Raw genomic sequence first — 21,316 nt, 5'->3', positions numbered from 1 at the left:
GAGCACCGAGGATTGGGCACGCGTTGGAGAGAGACCCGGGCTTACCACCCGAGCGTGCGAGTCGTCCTCGGCGCGAAGCCGCTCCGCCCCCGCAACGGGGCGACGGACCCCCGCGCGCGTCGCAACCGCCCCGCCGGCAGCAGCCGCCTCCACCACCCCCGGAGCGCGGCCGCAGGCAGCCGCCCCGCAACGGCCAAACCCGCCAGATGCCGCCCCCGGACGACGCCCCACCCCGCGCCGGCCAGCCCCGCCGCGAGCAGCCCCGCGGCGACCGGGTGCCCGGCGACGACCGTCCCCGGCGGGCCGCCCGGCCGGGTCGCGAAGAGGCCCCGCCCCGCGCGCCCCGCCGCGACCGCCCCCGCGAGGACTGGCCCGCGGACGACCGCGGCCCCCACGGCGACCGCGCCTTCCGCGACGACCGAGGTCCGCACGGCGACCGCGGCCCCCGCGACGACCGGGCACCCCAGGCCGACCGCGGCCGCCGGGACGACCGGGCTCCGCAGGGCGACCGCGCCCTTCGTGAGGACCGAGCACCCCAGGGCGACCGCGCCCTTCGCGACGACCGGGCACCCCACGCCGACCGCGGCCCCCGCGACGACCGGGCTCCACAAGGAGACCGCGCCCTTCGCGAGGACCGAGCAACCCAGGCCGATCGCGGCCCTCGCGACGACCGGGCTCCACAAGGGGACCGTGCCCTTCGCGAGGACCGGCCGCCCCGCCGCGTCCCGCCGCCCCAGCAGCCCCCGCCGCGTGGGGGACAACCGCCGCGGGGCGGACCCGCGCCGACGCGGGTCCAGCCCGTGCCGCCGCTTCCGCCGCTTCCCGGCGGACCGCCTCCTGGTCAGCCGCCGAGCGGCGCTCAGCCGGGTGGCCTGCCTCCGGGCGGTGCCCAGCCGGGCCCGCAACCGAGCGGCGTACCGCTGCCGGGCCAGCCCCTGAGCGGCGCCCAACCCGTCATCACACAACCGGGCGGCCCCCACCCAGGCGGTCCGCCGCCGGGTGGCCCGCAACCCGGCGGCGCCCCACCGGCGGCACCCCAGCAAGGCGGTCCCCAGCCAGGCGTCGGTCAGCCGGGCGGCCCCCCAGGCGGCGCTCAGCCAGGCGGACCGCAAGGCAGCCCCCAGCAGGGCGGCCCCCAGCCGAGCGGCGTCCCCCTGCCCGGCCAGCCCCTGAGCGGCGCCCAGCCGGTCACCTCCCAAGCAGGCGGCCCGCCGGCCGCGCCGCCGCAAGGTGGCCCCGGCGCGCAGCAGGGACGGCTCCCGCAGCCCAGCCCGCCGTCGACCCCGCCACCCGGCATCCCGGCGGCCCCGGGCACCCCGCCGCCCGGCACGCCCGTACCGCCTCGCGGCCGCGGCACCCGTCGTCCGGCGCCGGTGCGGCCGTGGCAGGAGGAGGCCCAGCGCCCGCCCGACCCGGAGGCCACGCGGTTCATCCCGCGCACCGCCGGCGTCCCGATGAACTCGCGCTGGCCGGTCGCCGACCCCGACGTCATGCGGCCGTACGACGCGCTGGCCACCCAGGTCATGCCGGCGCTCAAGACGCCGCTCGTCAAGCCGAAGCCGGGCGAGGACGCACCGGAGGCACCGGCCAAGGCGCCGTCGCTGGCGAAGGCGTCCGGCCGGATGGCGATCGCGTCGCTGATCAGCCGGATCACCGGCTTCCTGTGGAAGCTGCTGCTGGTCGGCGCGATCGGCCAGGGCATCGCGAACGACTCGTTCAACGTCGCCAACACGATGCCGAACATCATCTTCGAGCTGCTGATGGGTGGCGTCCTCGCCAGCGTGGTGGTGCCGCTGCTGGTGCGGGCGCAGGACGAGCCCGACGGCGGCCGCGCCTACACCCAGCGCCTGATCACCGTGGCGTTCACGCTGCTGCTGGTCGGCACGGTGGTCGCGGTGTTCGCGGCGCCGGCGTTCACGAGCCTGTACGTCGACGGTTCCGGCAAGGCCAGCTCCGGTCTGACCACGGCGTTCGCCTACCTGCTGCTGCCGGAGATCTTCTTCTACGGCGTCTTCGCGCTGCTCTCGGCGGTGCTGAACGCCAAGCAGGTCTTCGGGCCGACGGCGTGGGCACCGGTGATCAACAACCTGGTCGTCATCTTCACGATCCTGGTCGTCTGGATCATGCCGGGCGACATCGACACCGCGAACCCGTCGATCACCGACCCCAAGGTGCTGACGCTCGGCATCGGCGTGACCGGCGGCATCGTCGCGCAGGCGCTGCTGCTGGTGCCGCCGCTGCTGCGGTCCGGCTTCCGGTTCAAGTGGCGCTGGGGCATCGACAAGCAGATGAAGGAGTTCGGCGGCCTCGCCCTCTGGATCCTCGGCTACGTCGCGGTCAGCCAGATCGGCTACACGATCAACACGCGCGTGCTGACCAGCGGCTCGCCCGGCGGTGTGACGGCCTACAGCAACGCCTGGCTGCTCTTCCAGCTGCCGTACGGCGTCATCGGCGTCTCGCTGCTGACGGCGATCATGCCGCGGATGAGCCGCGCGGCCGCGGACGGCGACCACAAGAAGCTCATCGGCGACCTCTCGTACGCGTCGCGGATCTCGACGGTGATGCTCGTCCCGATCTCCGCGGTGATGACCGTGGTCGGCGGCTCGATCGGCATCGCGCTGTTCACCTTCGGCAAGGGCACGGTGGAGACCGCCGAGCGGCTCGGCGACGCGCTGGCCATCTCGGCGTTCGCCCTCTTGCCGTACGCGCTGGTCATGCTGCAGATGCGCGTCTTCTACGCGATGAAGGACGCCCGCACGCCGACGCTGATCATGATCGTGATGACGCTGGTCAAGGTGCCGCTGCTGTACCTGTGCCCGGTGCTGCTGTCGCCGGACAACGTCGTGCTCGGCGTGATGATGGTCAACGCGCTGACGTTCGTGGTCGGTGCGATCCTCGGTCAGGTGTGGCTCTGGGTGACGCTGGGCAACTTGCGGAGCAAGCGGGTGATCGGCGTGATCCTCTTCACGGTGGTGGCGAGCGTGCTCGGTGTCGCCGCGGCGTGGGTCGCGGGCAAGCTGGTACCGGACTCTTTCGGGCCTACTTTCGGGGCCTGGGCGAAACTCCTGCTCCAGAGCGTGGTGGGCATCGTGGTCTCGTTCGGCGTGCTCATGGCGCTGAAGGTGGAGGAGCTGAGGCCGGCCACTTCGAGGTTCACCCGGTTGATCAAGCGCGGGTAACGATTCCGGTACGGATGGCGACGACTCCCGCGTCGTATTCTGGGTAACCTTGGCGGGGGAGCTAACGGGAGAGAGTGCGGGTGGACACGAGGCGGAGCGAACAGGCGGGGGGTGCGAACCACGTGGGCAAGGCCCAGGTCGGATCGCTGGCCCCCGGGCGCGTGGTCGGCGACGGCCGCTACCGCCTCCTCGCGCAGTTCGGCGTGGACGAGCGGGGTGACGCGCACCTTTGGCGTGCGCGCGACGGGCAGCTGAAGCGGGACGTCGCGCTGACCCTGCTGGTCGGTGACCCGGTCGATCCCGAGGCCGCCCGGCTGGCCCGGCGCACCCTCGAACGCGCCACCCACGCGTCCAAGTTCGGCCACGGCGGCGTCGCCCGCGTGCTGGACGTGCTCGCGCTCGGCAGCGGCATCACCTCGAGCGAAGGCCTGCTCGGCGTCGTCGTCGCGGAGTGGACCAAGGGCAGCGACCTGGTCGACCTCGTCGCGCAGCGGCCGGTGGCGCCCGCCGCGGCCGCGCGGATGGTGCAGGCGCTGGCCGAAGCCGTCGAGCAGGCGCACCAGAACGGGCTCGTCCTCGGGCTCGACCACCCGCAGCGCCTCCGCCTGACGCCGAACGGCGCGCTGAAGCTCGCGTTCCCCGGCCCGCTGCCGGAAGCCACGTTGCGCGACGACGTCAAGGCGCTCGGCGCGGTCCTGTACCTGCTGCTGACCGGGCGCTGGGCGCTGCCCGGCGGCCCGCCCGCGATCCCGCCGGCACCGCTTTCGCCGCAAAACCGGATCATCCCGCCCCGCCAGCTCGTGCCGACGGTCCCGGCGGACCTGTCGTCGCTGGCCGTCCGCACCATCGAGGACGGCGGCAACGGCGGCATCCGCACCAGCGCGGCCATCCTCCGGATGCTCGACCAGGTGGCCGAGGAGGAAGAGCGCACCCAGCTGATCAAGGCCGTCGGCGGTGACCCGGCCGAAGGCGAAGGCACCGTCTGGACCACGAAGAAGCCGGTCAAGGACGTCGCCCGGCGGCGCAAGCTCGCGCTCGGCGTCACCGTGCTGGTGGTCGCGACCGTCGTCATCCTCGCCTGGGGCGGGCTGATGCTGATCAACGTCTTCCAGGGCGACTCGAAGGCGAGCGGACCGACGATCAACGTCGCCGCGCCGCCGGCGTCGAGCCAGCCCGCCGGGCAGCCGCCCGCGCCGAGCCAGCCGGCCCCGCCGCCGTCACCCACCGTCGGCGCCGCGGTGAAGCCGCAGGCCGTGGCCGTCTACAACCCCGAGGGCAAGGGCGACAACACCGCGCGGGCGAAGTACGCGATCGACGGCAAGGCCGATACGCAGTGGCGGACCGAGCAGTACAAGCAGCAGTTCCCCGCTGTGAAGCCGGGTGTCGGGCTGGTCGTCACCTTCAAGGACCCGATCACCCTCAGCCAGGTGCAGGTGTCCGGCGGCACCGCGGGCACCAAGGTCGAGATCCGCTCGGCGACCGAGAAGAACCCCGATCTGGCCGACACGAAGGTGGTCGGCAACGGCGACCTGAAGGACGGCGACACCACGATTCCGCTGGCCCAGCCGACCCAGGGTGAGTACTTCATCGTCTGGATCACTCAGCTGGGTGGCGCCGACGAGGAGTTCCAGACCGAAATCGCGGACCTGACCTTCCTGCCTGCGGGGTGACCCACCCGACAGGGTCAGTAGGCTCTCCCGGGTGACAGCTGCAGCTCCCACGGATGCGGATCTGATAGCGGCTCACGCCGCGGGGGACCCCCATGCGTTCAGCGAACTCGTCCAGCGCCACCGGGACCGCATGTGGGCCGTCGCCCTGCGCACGGTCCGCGACCCCGAAGAAGCCGCCGACGCGTTGCAGGACGCGTTCATCTCGGCGTTCCGGGCCGCCGACAAGTTCCGCGCGGAGTCGCAGGTCACGACGTGGCTGCACCGGATCGTGGTGAACGCCTGCCTCGACCGGATCCGCCGCCGCCAGGCGCGTCCGACCGTGCCGCTGCCGGAGACAGGGTTCAACGAGCCGGCGTCGCCGCGGGACTCGATGGCCGAGCGGGAGACCAGCCTGCTCGTGCGCGAGGCCCTCGAGCAGCTGCCCGAAGACCAGCGCGCCCCGATCGTGCTCGTCGACGTCGAGGGCTACTCCGTCGCCGAGACGGCGAAGCTGCTGGGCATCGCCGAAGGCACCGTGAAGAGCCGGTGCGCGCGGGGCCGCGGAAAACTCGCGAAGGTTCTCGGGCACCTGCGGAACCCCGATGCGATTGCGAACGTCCCAACTCACGAAAGCAAACGGGCCGGGCGTCAGCCGGGTAGCGGGGAGGGACGATGACGGACGAAAGCCGGGGGATCGGGGGGACCGTCGGTCCGCCCTGGTCTGTCGACGTGCTCGCCGACCTCCACGCCGGGGTGCTGGACGAAGCTCAGGCGGCCGAGTTGTGGCCGCTGGTCGGCGCGGATCCGGAAGCCCGGGCGATCCTGGAGGCCCTCGACGCCACCCAGGCCGACCTGGCGGCGCTCGCCGACGCGCCGGCCCCGCCGATGCCCGCGGAGTTCGCGGCGCGGCTGGACGCGGCGCTGGCCGCCGAAGCAGCCGCCCACTTTCGTGAGACCTCGCCGGCAGCTCCGGCACCGCGGGACGCCCAGGTGGTGGACCTCGCGGCGGCCCGGCGGCGGCGGAACAAGCGGCTCGGCTGGGCCGCGGGGGTGCTGACCGCGGCCGCGGCGGCGGTCGTCGCCGTGACGGTCGCCCTCCCGGGCACGTCGCAGCAGACCGGCACCCCGAACGTCGCCGCGCCGGCGCCTTCGGGCCCGTCGGTGGGCAGCGACGGCGCCGGGGCGCAGGCCCTGGTCGGCAAGGCGATCGGCGTCCGCGACTTCGGCCCGCTGCAGAACGAGGACAAGCTGGACGCCTGCGTCGCGGCCGCCGGTCTCGACCCCAAGGTGCGCCCGGAAGGCATCCGCCCGGTGAACGTCGGCGGCAAGGCCGGGGTGATGATCATCCTGACCACCGGCAAGCTCGCCCAGTTCCGCCTGGTCGCCTTCGGCGCCGACTGCGGGCCGGGTGATCCGGCTGTGTTGTTCGACAAGGTCGTTGGGGAGAAGTAGCGGCTGTCACGGCTGGGAACATGGCCACCTACCATCGTGTTGAGCCTGGTACACGGGTCACTACGAGCGGAGGTCACGGGTGGCTGCCGAGGAAATCAGGAACCTGATCATCGTCGGGTCGGGTCCTGCCGGATACACCGCTGCCGTTTATGCGGCACGGGCCCAGCTGGAACCGCTGGTGTTCGAGGGCACGCAGTTCGGCGGCGCGCTGATGACGACGACCGAGGTCGAGAACTTCCCCGGGTTCCGCGACGGCATCATGGGGCCGGACCTGATGGAGGAGATGCGCAAGCAGGCGGAGCGCTTCGGCGCCGAGCTGCGCGCGGAGGACGTCGAGTCGCTGGAGCTGACCGGGGACGTGAAGTACGTCCACGCGAACGGCAAGCGCTACGCCGCCCGCGCGGTCATCCTCGCCATGGGCGCGGCGGCGCGGTACCTGAACGTGCCGGGCGAGCAGGAGCTGCTCGGCCGCGGTGTGTCGGCCTGTGCGACCTGTGACGGTTTCTTCTTCCGGGACCACGACATCGTGGTCGCCGGCGGTGGCGACTCGGCGATGGAGGAGGCGACCTTCCTGACGAAGTTCGCGAAGTCCGTCACCCTCGTCCACCGGCGCGAAGAGTTCCGCGCGTCCAAGATCATGCTCGAGCGCGCCCGCGCGAACGAGAAGATCAAGTGGAAGCTGAACTCGCAGATCACCGGCGTGCTCGGCGACGGCAAGGTCGAAGGCCTGCGGCTGAAGGACACCAAGGACGGCAGCGAGTCGACGCTGGACGTCTCGGGCTTCTTCGTCGCGATCGGCCACGACCCCCGCAGCCAGCTGGTGAAGGGCCAGGTCGACCTGGACGAGGACGGCTACGTCATCACCCAGGGCCGCTCCTCCTACACCAACCTCGACGGCGTCTTCGCGGCCGGCGACCTGGTGGACCGCACCTACCGGCAGGCGATCACCGCCTCGGGCTCCGGGTGCAGCGCGGCGATCGACGCGGAACGATGGCTCGCGGAGCACGGCGAAGCGGACGCGCACGAGGCGGCCGAGCTCGTCGGCGGCGGCTACGGCGCGGGCACCAACTGACTTTCCGGCGTTCACCCATCCCTGAAGGAGCAAACATGACCAACACCGTGAAGGTGACCGACGCGACGTTCGTCGACGAGGTCCTGACCAGCGAAAAGCCGGTTCTCGTCGACTTCTGGGCCACCTGGTGCGGCCCGTGCAAGATGGTCGCCCCGGTGCTCGAGGAGATCGCGGCGGAAAACGGCGAGAAGCTGACCATCGCGAAGATCGACATCGACGAGAACCCGAACACGCCGCGTGACTACCAGGTGATGTCCATCCCGACGCTGATCCTGTTCCAGGGCGGCAAGCCGGTGAAGCAGATCGTCGGCGCCAAGCCGAAGGCCGCGCTGCTGTCGGACCTCGCCGACGTCCTCTGAGCGAAGACGCCCCCGGCGGACCCGGGGCCTGCGGGAATACTCCTGTGGGCCCCGGGTCTTCGTCGTTCGGGGGAATCTCACCGCCGTGGGCGAATCGAGCGTGACGAGGGCCACTAGAGGTTCACCACGAACGGGTTCTTGACGCACCTACCGGGCCTGCGCTGTCACCGAGAGTTCGCAAGGCACAATAGAGGACCTGGGCTTGTCCCAGCGAAGGTTTTCTGCCACGCACCGAGCCCCCGAATCGGTGCCTTAGGAAGAGCGAGGAGTGCATGCGGGTACTCCGCCGCGGTGACGCCGGTCCGGACGTCGCCGAGATCAGGTCCATCCTGGCCGGGATGGACCTGCTCCCGCCGGTCACCGGTACCGATGACTACGACACGTTCGACGTCGCCGTCGAGCACGCCGTCCGTGCTTTCCAGCAGCGCCGTGGGCTCATCATCGACGGCGTCGTGGGTGCAGCCACGTTCCAGGCGCTCAAGGGCGCCAGCTACCACCTGGGCAGCCGTCCGCTGTCCTACATGATCGCGTCGCCGGTCCACGGCGACGACGTCTTCACGCTCCAGGAGCGGCTCACCGAGCTGGGCTTCGACGCCGGCCGTCCCGACGGCTACTTCGGCCCGGCGACCGAGCGCGCGCTCAAGACGTTCCAGCGCGACATGCGCCTGACGCCGGACGGCATGTGCGGCCCGGCGACCATCCGCGAGCTGCACCGCCTGTCCTCGCCGCGCGCCCGCGGCGGCCGCCCCGTGTTCCTGCGCGAGCAGGAGCTGGTGCGCCAGGCCGGTCCCCGGCTGCGCGGCAAGCGCATCGTGATCGACCCCGGCCACGGCGGTGACGACCTCGGTGTGGTCGCCGGCGACCTGCGCGAGGCCGACATCGCGTGGGACCTCGCGCGCCGCCTGGAGGGCCGGATGAAGGCCACCGGCATGGAGGCGCTGATCTCCCGCGGCCCGAACCACAGCCCGACCGAGCTGGAGCGCGCCAAGTTCGCCAACGACGCGGGCGCCGACCTGTTCCTCTCGCTGCACAGCGACAAGAACCCGTCGCCGCGCGCGCAGGGCGTGGCGAGCTTCCACTTCGGCACCGGCAACGGCACGACGTCGACGGTGGGCGAGCTGCTCGCCGGCTTCATCCAGCGCGAGGTCGCGGCCCGCACGGGCCTGCAGGACAACCGCACGCACTACAAGTCGTGGGACATCTTCACCCGCACCCGCTGCCCGGCGGTCCGCGTGGAGATCGGCTACCTGACGAACCCGGACGACAGCCGCAAGCTGGCCGATCCGGCGTTCCGCGACATCGTCGCGGAGGGCATCCTGATCGCCGTCAAGCGTCTGTACTTGCTCGGCGAGGGCGACCAGCCGACGGGAACGTTCACGTTCGCCGACGTCCTGGCGCACGAGCTCGCGAAGGCCGAGTAGGGCCGACCACAACCCCTAGCGGCTCACCTTCACCTGCCCCACCACACCTGGGGACGCAGCCTCTGCGTCCCCAGGTTCACGGGTAGTTCTCCACAGCTTTTCCACCGCTCCTATCAGCGCTCTGTGGATAACTCGGCACTTCTTCCACAGTCGTGCACAACGCTGTTTCGCACGTGACGAAACCCAGGCGCAAACGTTTGCGGGGTGGCTCAGGCGCGGCCGAGACTCGGCTCGGCCGTGGTGATCGTCACCTGGCCGAGCAGGCGCTCCAGCGCCGCCTCGACGTCTTCCTTCCAGGTGATCGCCGAGCGCAGCTCCAGGCGCAGGCGCGGCCACTTGGGGTGCGGGCGGACGGTCTTGAAGCCGACGCTCTGCAGGAACGCCGCCGGCAGCACGCAGCTGTGGCCGCCGTCCGGGTCCGTCTCGTCGGGGCGGGCGTCGCCGAACGCCTCGATCGCGCGGACACCGCGCTTGGTCAGATCCTTGGCGACCGCCTGGACCAGCATCCGGCCGAGGCCGCCACCGCGGAACTCGGGGAGGACCTGGAAGGCCGTCAGGAGGACGGCGTCCGCGCTCGGCGGGGACGTCGGGAAGGCCAGCGCGCGCGGGACGGCGTTCGGCGGGGCGTACAGCACGAACCCGACCGGCAGCGTGTCGCTGTAGACGATGCGGCCGCAGGAACCCCACTCGAGCAGCACGCTCGAGACCCAGGCTTCCTTTTCGACCTCGGTGGCGCCGAACTCCTCCGCCTGGTTCTTCAGGTGGGGAGCGAGCTCCCAGTAGACGCACCGGCGACAGCTCTTCGGCAAGTGCTCGAGGTTGTCCAGTGTGACGCCCACGACGCGACGCGACACCCGCGACCTCCCTGACCTGCGCTCCCGACGGGCTGCCCGGCCGTCAAGCCGCGCGAAAACCACAGCACGGACACGGGAGCCATGGTCGAGGATAGGCCGATGTGACGAGCGCCGAAAGGCCAGGGGTCCCGGATGGGTGCACGGTTACACTCGACAGGATCTGTTAACCGAGCCACGGGTGAATCGTCGATGACCGAGAACCGCCCCAGCAAGCCGCACAGCGGCCGCCAGAACCTCGACCCGCACCTCGAGCGGTACGCCGCCCGGACCGCCGGGATGACCGCTTCGGAGATCCGAGCGCTCTTCGCGGTCGCCAGCCGGCCCGAGGTGGTTTCGCTGGCCGGCGGCATGCCGAACCTGGCCGCGCTCCCGCTCGACACGCTCTCGGCACAGGTGGCGGAGATCATCGCCGAAGACGGCCTCGTGGCGCTGCAGTACGGCTCCGCGCACGGCGTCCCGGCGCTGCGCGAGCAGATCTGCGAGATCATGGCCCTGGAGGGCATCAAGGCGCACCCGGACGACGTCGTCGTGACCGTCGGCTCCCAGATGGGCCTGGACATGGTCACGCGGCTGTTCTGCGACCCCGGTGACGTCGTGATCGCCGAAGGGCCGTCCTACGTCGGCGCGCTGGGCTCCTTCGCCGCGTACCAAGCGCAGGTCGTGCACGTGGCGATGGACGAAAACGGCCTGGTGCCGGAGCTGCTGCGCGAAGCGCTCGTCCGGACGGAGAAGGCCGGCCGCCGGGTCAAGTTCCTCTACACGATCCCGAACTTCCACAACCCCGCCGGCGTCACGCTGGCCGTCGAGCGCCGCGCGGAGATCCTCGAGATCTGCCGCGACCACGGCGTGCTGGTCGTCGAAGACAACCCGTACGGGTTGCTCGGCTTCGACGGCCAGACCTACCCGGCGCTGCGCTCGGCCGACCCCGAGAACGTCGTGTACCTCGGCTCGTTCTCCAAGACGTTCGCCTCCGGCCTGCGCGTCGGCTGGGTGCTCGCGCCGCACGCCGTGCGCGAGAAGCTCGTGCTGGCCGCCGAGTCGGCGACGCTGTGCCCGCCGACGTTCAACCAGATGATCGTGTCGCGCTACCTGGCCACGCACGACTGGAAGGGCCAGATCAAGAAGTTCCAGGAGAACTACCGCGACCGGCGCGACGCGATGTTGTCCGCGCTGGAGCAGCACCTGCCCCCGGGCTGTTCCTGGACCAAGCCGGACGGCGGCTTCTACGTCTGGGTGACGGTGCCGGAGGGCGTCGACACGAAGGCGATGCTGCCGCGCGCGGTGACCGCCCGGGTGGCGTACGCGTCGGGGACCGGCTTCTACGCCGACGGCTTCGGCAGCCGCCAGATGCGGCTGTCCTACTGCTACCCGACGCCGGAGCGGATCCGCGAGGGCGTCCGGCGGCTGGCCGCGGTGCTGGAGTCCGAAATGGACCTGGCCCGCACCTTCGGTAACGTGGGCTCGCGCCAGATCCAGGGGCCGCAGAACCCGTCCCCGGACACGGTCTAGTTCTTTTAGCTAAGGAGTTTCCACGGTGGTCGACCGTACCGTTGCCGTGCTCGCCGGCGGGCTTTCGCACGAACGCGACGTCTCGCTGAGGTCCGGCCGGCGGCTCTCCGCGGCGCTGAAGTCCGAGGGCCTCGGCATCGAGGAGTGGGACACCGACGCCGGGTTGCTGGAGCGCCTGCGCACCCAGCGGCCGGACGCGGTCGTCGTCGCGCTGCACGGCGGTGAGGGCGAGAACGGCTCGGTGCAGACGGTGCTGGAGATGCTGGACGTGCCGTTCGTCGGCACCGGCTCCCAGGGCTGCCGCCGCGCGTGGGACAAGCCGACGGCGAAGGCGCTCATCGAGAACGCCGGGTTCGTGACGCCGGGCTGGGTGGTGCTGCCGCACAGCACGTTCCGCGAGCTCGGCGCCCAGGCGGTGCTCGACGCGATGGTGGAGCGTCTCGGCCTGCCGCTGATCCTCAAGCCCGACCAGGGCGGCTCGGCACTCGGCACCCAGGTGGTCCGCGAGGCCGCCGAACTGCCGGCGGCGATGGTCGGCTGCTTCGCGTACGGCGACACCGTGCTCGCCGAGCGGTTCGTGGACGGCGTCGAGGTGGCCGTGACGGTCATCGAAGGCGCGGACGGCCCCGAGGCCCTCCCCGCGGTCGAGATCGTCCCGGAGAGCGGCGTGTACGACTACACGGCCCGCTACACGGCCGGCCTGACCGACTTCTTCACCCCGGCCCGCCTCGACGACGCCGCGGCCAAGGCGGCGGCCGAACTCGCCGTCGCCGCGCACCGCGTCCTCGGGCTTCGGGACATCTCGCGCACCGACGCGATCGTCGCGGCGGACGGGACGGTGCACTTCCTGGAAGTGAACCCGTCGCCGGGGCTGACCGAGACGTCGACGGTGCCGATGGCGATCGAAGCCGCGGGCAAGTCGCTCGGCACGGTGTTCGCCGAACTGATCGGACGCGCGATTTCCCGCTGACCCTTCGCACGCGAAAGGCCGCCTCGGAGCTTCCGTGGCGGCCTTTTTCGTGTCGCGATCTCATGATCACTGGATGTGGTCGTCGCGACTGCGTCGAGCAATCATCACCGTGACGAAACACCCTGGGGTGATCCCTAATCGGTTTTCGGTGTCTGATTCGCCCCATTCGCATCGATGATCGCGACGATCCGCTCGAGATCGTCGACCGACCCGAATTCGAGCGTGATCCGCCCCTTGCGCCGGCCGAGGTCGACCTTCACGCGGGTGTCGAAGCGATCCGAAAGGCGGTTCGCGAGCTCCTGCAGTCCCGGCGCCTGGATCGGCTTGCGTGCGGCGGGCTTCGGCTTGGCCGGCTTCTCGCTCTTCTTGAGCGTGACGGCTTCCTCGGTCGCCCGGACCGACATGCCCTCCGCGATGATCCGCGCGGCGAGCTCTTCCTGACTTTCGGGGTCCTCCAGCGACAGCAGCGCGCGGGCGTGCCCGGCGGACAGGACGCCCGCGGCGACCCGACGCTGGACCGGCAGGGGGAGCTTGAGGAGCCGGATCGTGTTGGTGATGACCGGGCGGCTGCGACCGATCCGGCTCGCCAGCTCTTCGTGCGTGACCGCGAACTCGTCGAGCAGCTGCTGGTACGCCGCCGCCTCTTCGAGCGGGTTCAGCTGGACGCGGTGGATGTTCTCCAGGAGCGCGTCGCGCAGCATCGACTCGTCGGCGGTCTGCCGGACGATCGCCGGGATCGCTTCGAGCTCCGCCTGCTGCGACGCGCGGAGCCGCCGCTCGCCCATGACGAGCTCGTACTCGTCGTTCCCGAGCTCGCGGACCACGATGGGCTGCATGAGCCCGAACTCGCGAATCGAGTGCTCGAGTTCGGCGAGCGCGTCTTCGTCGAAGACCTGCCGCGGCTGCTTCGGGTTCGGCTTGACCGAACCGACCGGGATCTCGCGGTAGACCGCGCCGGCCACCTCGCCGCTGTGCTGCTTCGCCTGACCGTTGGCCGCGAACCAGCCCTTGTCCTCGGCCGCCTTCTTGTCCGCCGCCGTGTCCCCGGCGGTGGGCAGGGGACCGCCGGTGGCGGGTCCGGTCGGGATCAGGGCGGCGAGGCCGCGCCCCAGCCCTCCTCGGCGCTCGGTCATGTCGAACTACCCCTCTCCAACTGTGCGCCGCGCTCGGCGATCTCCTTGGCCGCGTCGACGTAGCTCATCGCACCCCGCGAACCGGGATCGTAAGCGAGGACGGTCTGGCCGTAGCCAGGCGCCTCCGACACCTTCACGCTGCGGGGGATGACGGTCTTCAGCACGGTGTCGCCGAAGTGGTTGCGGACCTCGTTCGTCACCTGGTCGGCCAGCTTGGTCCGGCCGTCGTACATGGTGAGGAGGATCGTGGAGACGCGGAGCTCGCGGTTGAGGTGCTGCTGCACGAGCTCGATGTTGCTCAGCAGCTGCCCGAGACCTTCGAGCGCGTAGTACTCGCACTGGATCGGGATGAGCACCTCCTGCGCGGCGACCATCGCGTTGACCGTGAGGAGACCGAGCGACGGCGGGCAATCGATCAAGACGTAGTCGACGCCGATCTCGTTGAGGACCTCCGCGGAGATCGCTTCCTTGAGCCGGGACTCGCGGGACGCCATCGAGACGAGCTCGATCTCCGCACCGGCGAGGTCGATCGTCGCGGGAACGCAGAAGAGGTTCGGCGACTGCTCGGTCGCCTGGGCGGCCTCCGCGAGCGTCACTTCACCGATCAGCACCTCGTAGATGGACGGCGTCCCGGACCGGTGGTCGACGTCGAGCGCGGTGCTCGCGTTGCCCTGCGGGTCGAGGTCGACGACGAGCGTCTTGAGCCCGTGCACGGCCAGCGCGGCGGCGAGGTTGACGGTGCTCGTGGTCTTGCCGACACCGCCCTTCTGGTTGGCCACGGTCATCACCCGACGGCGGCCGGGACGCGGGAGCGTCCCTTCCTCCGGGTGCAGCAGACGCGCGGCGCGGGCGGCTTCTTCGGCGATCGGGGTCCAGCCCACGTCAGGGGTGGTCTCCGTGGAGTCGGACGGCGGGGGATTCACCGGTCTCGACACCTCCTCCATGTAGAAGTCTGGTCGGTGGTCGAGTCGCGTCGTTTCACGTGGAACATCGCGGCCCGTTAACGCTTCCTGCTCCGCGCCTTCGGCTTGCTCGTTGCTGGGAGACGACGGATCTTCACAACCGTGCTGGGGACCTCTAGTACTGCGGCACCGCACTCGACGATCAGCGGATCGGCCCCGCCGGCCTTGCGGATGGCAGCGCCGTCGCGATCGATCTCGTCGGCCGCGCTGGCGCCCTTGAGGGCAACCAGGAAGCCGTCGGGACGGACCAGCGGGAGACACCAGTCCGCGAGCCGGGCGAGCGGGGCGACCGCGCGAGCGGTGACGATGTCGGCGCCACCGAGCTGCTCACGCACAGGCCGCTCCTCCGCGCGTCCACGGACGATGGTGATCGGGAGTTCCAGCTTCTCGGCGACCTCGGCCAGCCAGTCCACCCGGCGGGCCATCGGTTCAAGCAAGACGATATCGAGGTCCGGTCGAGCGATCGCGAGCGGTACACCCGGAAGCCCCGCACCCGAACCGACATCGACAACGCGGGCGCCGTTCGCCATCTGCTCACCGATGACCGCCGAGTTCAGAACGTGCCGCTCCCAAAGCCGCTCGACCTCCCGCGGCCCGATCAGCCCACGCTCGACCCCATGAAGCTCCAGGAGTTCGACGTACCCGGCCGCTCGGTCCAGGTGCTCACCGAACACCCGCTCCGCCGCGGCCCGCACCGCCCCCGCGGCCTGCTCCAAGCTCACTCCGTCTACTCCTCGTCCGCGCGTTTCACGTGAAACGGCGCTCGTTCGATTGTCCCTGATGTCGGAGCGAAAACGAGCCGACAGACCGCAGATGTGGACAACTCCACTCACCCGGCGTCCCCCTGTGGGCGGTTCCACGTGAAACACGGCACCTGCAGTCGGGGGTGGTTCCAGGGGGCGCCGCCCTCTCGGCGCTGCCGCTCGGCATTCGTCGCGACACGCCGTCCACGTCGAGGCGACCAAGCGCCGTCTCCCGGGCCGGCGGCTCGACTCCGACGGCCCCAGTTCCACGTGAAACATCACCGCTGTAATTCGCTCTTCGCCGACCGGTTCCGGCGGTCCCAGGGGTGACACCTGCTCGGTCGCCACCATCGCGTGCGCGTGCTCGCCCAACGACCTGATCTCCGCGAGCCGGCCGTACTCGATCGCGTGCACCCGGGGGCTGCCGAGCCACGAGCGATCCGCCGCGGGTGATCGTCGGGTCCTCGGAAAAGTGGAGTACCTCGCCTGGCGCCGGGCGCACCAGTCACACCCAGCACAAAAAGAAGCGGCCCCACCCGGAGGTGGGGCCGCTTGTGAAAGACCGGGTCTCAGGACTCCGGGAAGATCACCACGCGGCGCTTCGGGTCTTCGCCCTCGCTCTCGCTGGTGACGCCGGCGACCGTCGCGACCGCGTCGTGGACCACCTTGCGCTCGAACGGGCTCATCGGCTGGAGCCGCACCCGCTCGCCGCTCTGGAGGACCGATTCCGCCGTCGAGCGGCCGAGCTCGCGGAGCTCCTCGCGGCGGTCCGCGCGCCAGCCCGCGATGTCCAGCATCAGGCGGCTGCGGGAGCCCGTCTCCTGCTGGACCGCCAGGCGGGTCAGTTCCTGCAGTGCCTCGAGCACCGTGCCGCGGGGGCCGACGAGCTTCTCGAGGTCTTCGCCGCCGTCGATGCTGACGATCGCGCGGCCCGCTTCGACGTCCAAGTCGATGTCGCCGTCGTAGTCGAGCAGATCGAGCAGGCGCTCGAGGTAGTCGCCGGCGATGTCGCCCTCTTGCACGAGGACGTCGTCACCGCCGCCCGCCTTCTGCTCGCCCGCCTCGTCGGCGGCCGGCTCCGGGGTCGCGTCTTCCTGATCGGCGTCGATCGTCTCGATCGTCTCCGACATCATTCGTCTCCTCTCCGAACCGGTCGCGCCTCAGCGGCGCTTCCGGCCCGACTTCCTGGTCGAGTCTTTGAGAAGGCCCGGCACGCCGGTGCCGTTGTCCTTCGAGCCGTTCTGGCCGTTGGTCTCCGTGGGCGTCGTGGCCGGCTCCGCGGAATCGCTCGCAGGAGCCGTCTGGGCGAAGCCGTGGGCCGAGCCCGCCTTCGCGACCTTCTTCTGGGCGCCGCCCTGAGCGGTCTGGTTCTTCTTCTGCTGGACCGGCTTCTGACCGACCTTCGGCGCGGCCGGCTTCTGACCCGGCTTCGGGCCGAGCGTCGCGCGCTTCTCCGCGGCCTCCGCCTTGCGGGCCGCCTCTTCCTTGTCGATTTTCGTGTAGACGAGCCGCTGCTGCATCAGGGTCCAGCCGTTGTTCGCCAGCCAGTAGAAGAGGAGGCCGAGCGGGAACAGCGCACCGAAGACGAGCACACCGAGCGGGAAGATGTACATCGTCAGCTTGTTCATGATCGCGGTCTGCGAGGTGGCCGACGCGGCGTTCTGGCGGGCGACCGAGTGGCGCGCGGTGAGGTGCGTGGCGATCGACGCGACGATCATCAGGGGGAGCGCGACCGGGAGCACGCTCCAGTGGAAGCCGACGTTCGTGGCACCGCCGCTGACGACACCGACACCGTTGTAGACGGCTTCACCGAGGTTGACGCCGAAGAGCTTCGCGTTGACGTAGGACTCGACGTCGTGCTGGCTGAAGAAGTAGTTCTCGGTCTTCACCCCGCCACCGGGCGGCGGCATCGTGAACGCGCGCAGGACGTGGTTCAGGCCGATGAACACCGGGATCTGGAGCAACATCGGCAGGCAGCTGCCGAGCGGGTTGACGCCGTGCTCGCGCTGGAGCTTCTGCATCTCCTGCGCCTGACGCTGCCGGTCGTTCGCGTACTTCTTCTGGAGCTTCTTCATCTCCGGCGCGAAGTCCTGCATCTTCTTCATCGACCGGACCTGGTTCACGAACGGCTTGAACATGATGCCGCGGACCGTGAACGTCAGGAAGATGATGCCGAGGATCCAGGCCACCGCGGTCGATTCGCCGAAGACGAACCCGAAGACCTTGTGCCAACACCAGAGGATGAAGGACACGGGGTAGTAGATGAAATCGAGCACTGCTGCTACTCCTCGATCGGTGTTTCAGGTCGTCGGTGGCGCCACGAGAACTCCTCGGGCACGGGGTCGCGGCCGGGTGGCGTCCAAGGGCCGCAGCGCAGCAGCCGGCGCAGCGCGAGGTAGGAGCCGCGGCCGGCACCGTGCCGGGTGAGGGCTTCGACTGCGTACGCGCTGCAGCTCGGGTAGAACCGGCAAGCCGGCGGGAGGAAGGGCGAGATCGCCTTGCGGTAGAGCTTGATGGGGAGCAGCAGGACCCAGGCGACGGGACCGGGCTTCAGCGGCTCGGGTTCGACGTCGTGCGTGTGGTCGTGCTCGGGGGTGGTTCGCATGCCGGTCACACCGCTGATCCGTGGTCGGGGGTCGCGTCCGCGGGACGCGTCGGGCGGGGGACATCCCCGGCCGGACGGCGCGACGACAGAAGCCCCAGCCGACGCAACGCGGCGTCGAGGTCGGACCCGAGCTCGGCGCTGGACGCGGTCGACGACGGCGGCAATGCCCGTACGACCAACGAAGTGCCGGCGGGCAGTGTTCCGAGCTTGGCGGAAACGAGATGACGCAACCGGCGGGAGACGCGGTGGCGGACCACCGAGTTGCCGACGGCCTTGCTCACCACAAAACCCGCCCTGGCCGCCGACGGTACGTCGGCGGCCTCGGACGGGTCCGTGGTCAGTGCGTGGACGACGAGGCGACGCCTGCCTGCCCGGGACCCGCGACGGAGAACCACGCGGAAATCCTCGCTCCGCCGCAGACGTGCGGCAGCCGGCAGCACGGCGCGCCCCGACGTGCCGGATCAGGCGGACAGCGCGGCGCGGCCCTTGCGACGGCGGCCCGCCAGGATGGCCCGGCCGGCACGCGTACGCATGCGCAGGCGGAAGCCGTGCGTCTTCGCGCGACGGCGGTTGTTCGGCTGGAAGGTGCGCTTACCCTTGCTCACTGCTTCTCCTGTGTGTCGCGTCGGGCGGGAAGAATCTCTTCCCCCCACCTGGCGTGTCGTGCGGGCGCACGGCAGTCTCTGGTGTCTCCTACCAACGTGTGGCCTCGTCACGACGAGCGACGACAACGTGGGCACGCGAATAGCACCCGTCGCATACGGGAGACCTTACGAGGGTACGCACCCCGGTCGGGCGGGCGGTAAGCACCCCCTCGGCCACGGTACGCGACCGCCTCGCGGAGCCGAGATCATCGACGCCCCGGCACCGAATGGCAACACGCCGTGCACCGTGAAATGCTGGCCGCCGAGGATGCCTTGTGGCAGCGGGCGGGGCTTGTTAGCGTGCCTCTCTCGGGTCACCGGTCGAGGTGCACGAGTATCCGGGTGGTGGAGTGCCCACCGGCGTACGACGAGCCCGCAGGTGGCGTCGCCGCGGGTCGCCGTACATTAGTGCACAGCTGTGGACAACTATGTGGATATTCGCTGTGCCGGTGCACACGCGGGTCCGCTGATGAGCACGGGCCGTGTGACCAGGGGCGTTCGGCCGTCCACGCCGACGAGGGGAGGGGAGCCAGTCAGGTGTCGGAGCACCAGCACAATCTGGGTGTCATCTGGGAACAGGTGGTACGCGAACTGTCGGACGGGACCCTGTCCCCCCAGCAGCGCGCGTGGATGCGCGTCACCCGCCCGATCGGCCTGCTCGACGGCACCGCTCTGCTGGCGGCCCCCAGCGACTTCGCGAAGGAAGCGATCGAACGCGGCCTGCGCGGCGCGATCACGGACGCGCTTTCCCGGCGGCTCGGCCGCGCCATCTCGCTCGCGGTGAAGGTCGACAGCACCGAAGCCGTCGCCCCGGTTCCCGGCCCCCACTACGTCCCGTCACCCGGCCGGGTGGAAAACGGCGCTGGGCCCGAGCCGGCGCCCGTGCCGCGGCCGGGTCCCGGCCCGATGCTGCCGCCGCCGCGCCCCGAGCCCACGCCGCCGCTGCCCCCGCACCAGTCCGTCGCGCCGAAGCCCGACGACGGTGACGACACGGACGAAGAAGTCGACGAAGAGGGCGAAGCGCTCGCCGCCGTCCACGAGATCTGGCCGACGTTCTCCGGCCAGCCGATCGCCGGCCAGCCCTACACCGCGCCGGCGCAGCCGCAGACGTCGAAGACGAAGCTGAACGAGAAGTACACCTTCGACACGTTCGTCATCGGCGCGTCCAACCGCTTCGCGCACGCCGCCGCGGTCGCCGTCGCCGAAGCGCCGGCCCGCGCGTACAACCCCCTCTTCATCTGGGGTGAGTCCGGGCTCGGCAAGACGCACCTGCTGCACGCGGTCGGCCACTACGCGCAACGGCTCTTCCCCGGCATGCGCGTCCGGTACGTCTCGACCGAAGAGTTCACGAACGACTTCATCAACTCGCTGCGCGACGACCGCAAGGTCGCGTTCCAGCGGCGCTACCGCGACATAGACATCCTGCTCGTCGACGACATCCAGTTCCTGGAAGGCAAAGAAGGTACGCAGGAAGAGTTCTTCCACACCTTCAACACCCTCCACAACGCGAACAAGCAGATCGTCGTCAGCTCCGACCGCCCGCCCAAGCGCCTCGAGACGCTGGAGGACCGGCTGCGGACGCGGTTCGAGTGGGGCCTGATCACCGACATCCAGCCGCCCGAGCTCGAGACCCGTATCGCGATCCTCCGCAAGAAGGCGGCTCAGGACCGGCTCGCGGTGCCGGGCGACGTCCTGGAGTTCATCGCCTCGCGCGTCGAGGCGAACATCCGGGAGCTGGAAGGCGCGCTCATCCGCGTCACCGCCTTCGCGTCGCTGAACCAGCAGCCGGTGGACGCCGCGCTGGCGGAGATCGTGCTGCGGGACCTCATCCCCGACTCCCACGCCCCGGAGATCACCGCGCCCACGATCATGGGCGTCATCTCCGAGTTCTTCGACGTCACGCTCGACGACCTGTGCGGCCCCGGCAAGACGAAGGCGCTCGCCACGTCCCGCCAGATCGCGATGTACCTCTGCCGCGAGCTGACCGACATGTCGCTCCCGAAGATCGGGCAGACGTTCGGCGGCCGCGACCACACGACCGTCATGCACGCGGACAAGAAGATCCGCAAGGAGATGGCCGAGCGCCGGCGCATCTACGACCAGGTGCAGGAGCTGACGTCGCGCATCAAGCAGCGCGCCCGCCAGTAGCAGCTCTCCCTTACCCAGCAACGACTTCGGGGCGTCCGCACACAGTGGACGCCCCGAAGTCGTGTTCGGGGTGCCCGCCCGAAATTCGTGAAACTTCTTTGTACACAGCCAAGTTTCCCCATGGTGTGGGCGGATTGCCCACAGTGCCACCAGATCTCTGATCAGCGACGACGCGGGTTCCGTCCACATCCCGCCCACAGGTGATCCACAGCGCATCCACACCCTTGTCCACGCTGATTCCACAGGTTGCCCACATTCTGTGCACAGGACGTCCCGATCACCCGGTAGGGCGAACCGGACCCCGGCAAGCACCCCCAGATCCTGGGGATCGATCACCCCACACCTGGGGACAACCGTGGGGACAACTGGGCCCGGCTGTGGACGAATCGGGGATCGCCCGAAACCATCCACCGATGCCCCGATCTACCCACAGGTCCACCACCATGGTTCTCCACATGCCCGCGAGCACTCCGACCTGCGCGAACGAGCTCAATCCACACAATCCACAACGCCTACTACTGCTACTGCTCTTAGATCTTTTCTAAGAGAGAACAAAACAAAAACAGGCGATGGACGAAGTTGGGGACAGCCGCGAGAACGTGTCGTCAAGTCGACA

Annotated in this window: 20 protein-coding genes; 10 read left to right on the top strand and 10 right to left on the bottom strand. The window is 70.3% G+C overall.

All coding sequences use genetic code 11. The features are described from left to right. Positions 1-41 precede the first annotated feature (41 nt). Positions 42-1,199, bottom strand: a complete 1,158-nt coding sequence (locus tag ACLJQM_RS35070) for a hypothetical protein (protein WP_410634651.1) — start codon at positions 1,197-1,199, stop codon at positions 42-44. 174 nt (positions 1,200-1,373) lie between these two features. Between ACLJQM_RS35070 and murJ the strand changes: the two genes are divergently transcribed. The 7 genes from murJ (at position 1,374) to ACLJQM_RS35035 (ending at position 9,132) form a co-directional block, all read left to right on the top strand. Next, entirely contained in the window at positions 1,374-3,179 is a 1,806-nt protein-coding gene (gene murJ, locus ACLJQM_RS35065; protein WP_247016307.1) for a murein biosynthesis integral membrane protein MurJ, read from the top strand. 80 nt (positions 3,180-3,259) lie between these two features. Continuing rightward, a complete protein-coding gene (locus ACLJQM_RS35060; RefSeq protein ID WP_410634648.1) occupies positions 3,260-4,849 on the top strand; it encodes a hypothetical protein in 1,590 nt (529 codons plus the stop codon). Positions 4,850-4,880: 31 nt separating this feature from the next. Beyond that, positions 4,881-5,504 carry an RNA polymerase sigma factor SigM gene (sigM, locus tag ACLJQM_RS35055; protein ID WP_125309327.1) on the top strand — a complete coding sequence of 208 codons (624 nt, stop codon included), beginning with the start codon at positions 4,881-4,883 and terminating at the stop codon, positions 5,502-5,504. After that, positions 5,501-6,280, top strand: coding sequence for a hypothetical protein (locus ACLJQM_RS35050; RefSeq protein WP_410634647.1), 780 nt, complete (start codon positions 5,501-5,503; stop codon positions 6,278-6,280). The genes sigM and ACLJQM_RS35050 overlap by 4 nt, the downstream gene beginning before the upstream one ends. Positions 6,281-6,359: 79 nt before the next feature. Continuing rightward, complete coding sequence (trxB, locus tag ACLJQM_RS35045) at positions 6,360-7,352, top strand: thioredoxin-disulfide reductase (RefSeq protein WP_410634646.1); 993 nt, start codon at positions 6,360-6,362, stop codon at positions 7,350-7,352. A gap of 35 nt (positions 7,353-7,387) precedes the next feature. Continuing rightward, complete coding sequence (gene trxA / locus ACLJQM_RS35040) at positions 7,388-7,711, top strand: thioredoxin (RefSeq protein WP_247016298.1); 324 nt, start codon at positions 7,388-7,390, stop codon at positions 7,709-7,711. A 272-nt stretch (positions 7,712-7,983) separates the two neighbouring features. After that, the gene (locus ACLJQM_RS35035; RefSeq protein WP_360775404.1) at positions 7,984-9,132 is read left to right on the top strand and encodes an N-acetylmuramoyl-L-alanine amidase; all 1,149 of its coding nucleotides are present in this window, start codon (positions 7,984-7,986) and stop codon (positions 9,130-9,132) included. Positions 9,133-9,341: 209 nt separating this feature from the next. Here ACLJQM_RS35035 and ACLJQM_RS35030 read toward each other — a convergent pair whose 3' ends face one another. Next, on the bottom strand, positions 9,342-9,986 hold the full coding sequence (locus ACLJQM_RS35030; protein ID WP_247016295.1) for a GNAT family N-acetyltransferase: 645 nt from the start codon (positions 9,984-9,986) through the stop codon (positions 9,342-9,344). Positions 9,987-10,175: 189 nt separating this feature from the next. Here ACLJQM_RS35030 and ACLJQM_RS35025 point away from each other — a divergent pair, with 189 nt between their 5' ends. Both ACLJQM_RS35025 and ACLJQM_RS35020 read left to right on the top strand, forming a co-directional pair. Next, entirely contained in the window at positions 10,176-11,495 is a 1,320-nt protein-coding gene (locus ACLJQM_RS35025; RefSeq protein ID WP_247016293.1) for a PLP-dependent aminotransferase family protein, read from the top strand. Between the two features lie 25 nt (positions 11,496-11,520). Next, complete coding sequence (locus ACLJQM_RS35020) at positions 11,521-12,465, top strand: D-alanine--D-alanine ligase (protein ID WP_247016291.1); 945 nt, start codon at positions 11,521-11,523, stop codon at positions 12,463-12,465. Between the two features lie 134 nt (positions 12,466-12,599). Here the strand turns inward: ACLJQM_RS35020 and ACLJQM_RS35015 are convergent, their stop codons facing one another. From ACLJQM_RS35015 to rpmH, 8 genes are all read right to left on the bottom strand, one after another. Continuing rightward, on the bottom strand, positions 12,600-13,598 hold the full coding sequence (locus ACLJQM_RS35015; RefSeq protein WP_247016289.1) for a ParB/RepB/Spo0J family partition protein: 999 nt from the start codon (positions 13,596-13,598) through the stop codon (positions 12,600-12,602). Beyond that, entirely contained in the window at positions 13,595-14,521 is a 927-nt protein-coding gene (locus tag ACLJQM_RS35010) for a ParA family protein (protein WP_410634644.1), read from the bottom strand. The genes ACLJQM_RS35015 and ACLJQM_RS35010 overlap by 4 nt, the downstream gene beginning before the upstream one ends. A 77-nt stretch (positions 14,522-14,598) precedes the next feature. Continuing rightward, the gene (gene rsmG, locus ACLJQM_RS35005; RefSeq protein ID WP_247016285.1) at positions 14,599-15,282 is read right to left on the bottom strand and encodes a 16S rRNA (guanine(527)-N(7))-methyltransferase RsmG; all 684 of its coding nucleotides are present in this window, start codon (positions 15,280-15,282) and stop codon (positions 14,599-14,601) included. 590 nt (positions 15,283-15,872) lie between these two features. Further along, on the bottom strand, positions 15,873-16,433 hold the full coding sequence (locus ACLJQM_RS35000) for a protein jag (protein ID WP_247025430.1): 561 nt from the start codon (positions 16,431-16,433) through the stop codon (positions 15,873-15,875). Between the two features lie 30 nt (positions 16,434-16,463). Then, entirely contained in the window at positions 16,464-17,579 is a 1,116-nt protein-coding gene (gene yidC / locus ACLJQM_RS34995) for a membrane protein insertase YidC (RefSeq protein ID WP_410634643.1), read from the bottom strand. A gap of 5 nt (positions 17,580-17,584) precedes the next feature. Continuing rightward, positions 17,585-17,908 (bottom strand): membrane protein insertion efficiency factor YidD, encoded by a 324-nt coding sequence (gene yidD, locus ACLJQM_RS34990; RefSeq protein ID WP_410634642.1) that lies wholly within the window; start codon positions 17,906-17,908, stop codon positions 17,585-17,587. A gap of 5 nt (positions 17,909-17,913) precedes the next feature. Next, complete coding sequence (gene rnpA / locus ACLJQM_RS34985) at positions 17,914-18,348, bottom strand: ribonuclease P protein component (protein WP_410634641.1); 435 nt, start codon at positions 18,346-18,348, stop codon at positions 17,914-17,916. A 21-nt stretch (positions 18,349-18,369) separates the two neighbouring features. Beyond that, positions 18,370-18,513, bottom strand: a complete 144-nt coding sequence (rpmH, locus tag ACLJQM_RS34980) for a 50S ribosomal protein L34 (protein ID WP_003082934.1) — start codon at positions 18,511-18,513, stop codon at positions 18,370-18,372. 576 nt (positions 18,514-19,089) lie between these two features. Here rpmH and dnaA point away from each other — a divergent pair. After that, the gene (dnaA, locus tag ACLJQM_RS34975) at positions 19,090-20,700 is read left to right on the top strand and encodes a chromosomal replication initiator protein DnaA (RefSeq protein WP_247016277.1); all 1,611 of its coding nucleotides are present in this window, start codon (positions 19,090-19,092) and stop codon (positions 20,698-20,700) included. The last annotated feature ends 616 nt before the right edge of the window (positions 20,701-21,316 follow it).

Source organism: Amycolatopsis sp. cmx-4-83 (genome assembly GCF_046548815.1).
GTDB lineage: Bacteria > Actinomycetota > Actinomycetes > Mycobacteriales > Pseudonocardiaceae > Amycolatopsis > Amycolatopsis pretoriensis_A.
Note: the sequence above shows the minus strand (reverse complement) of the source record. Positions and strands in the feature narration are given on the sequence as shown.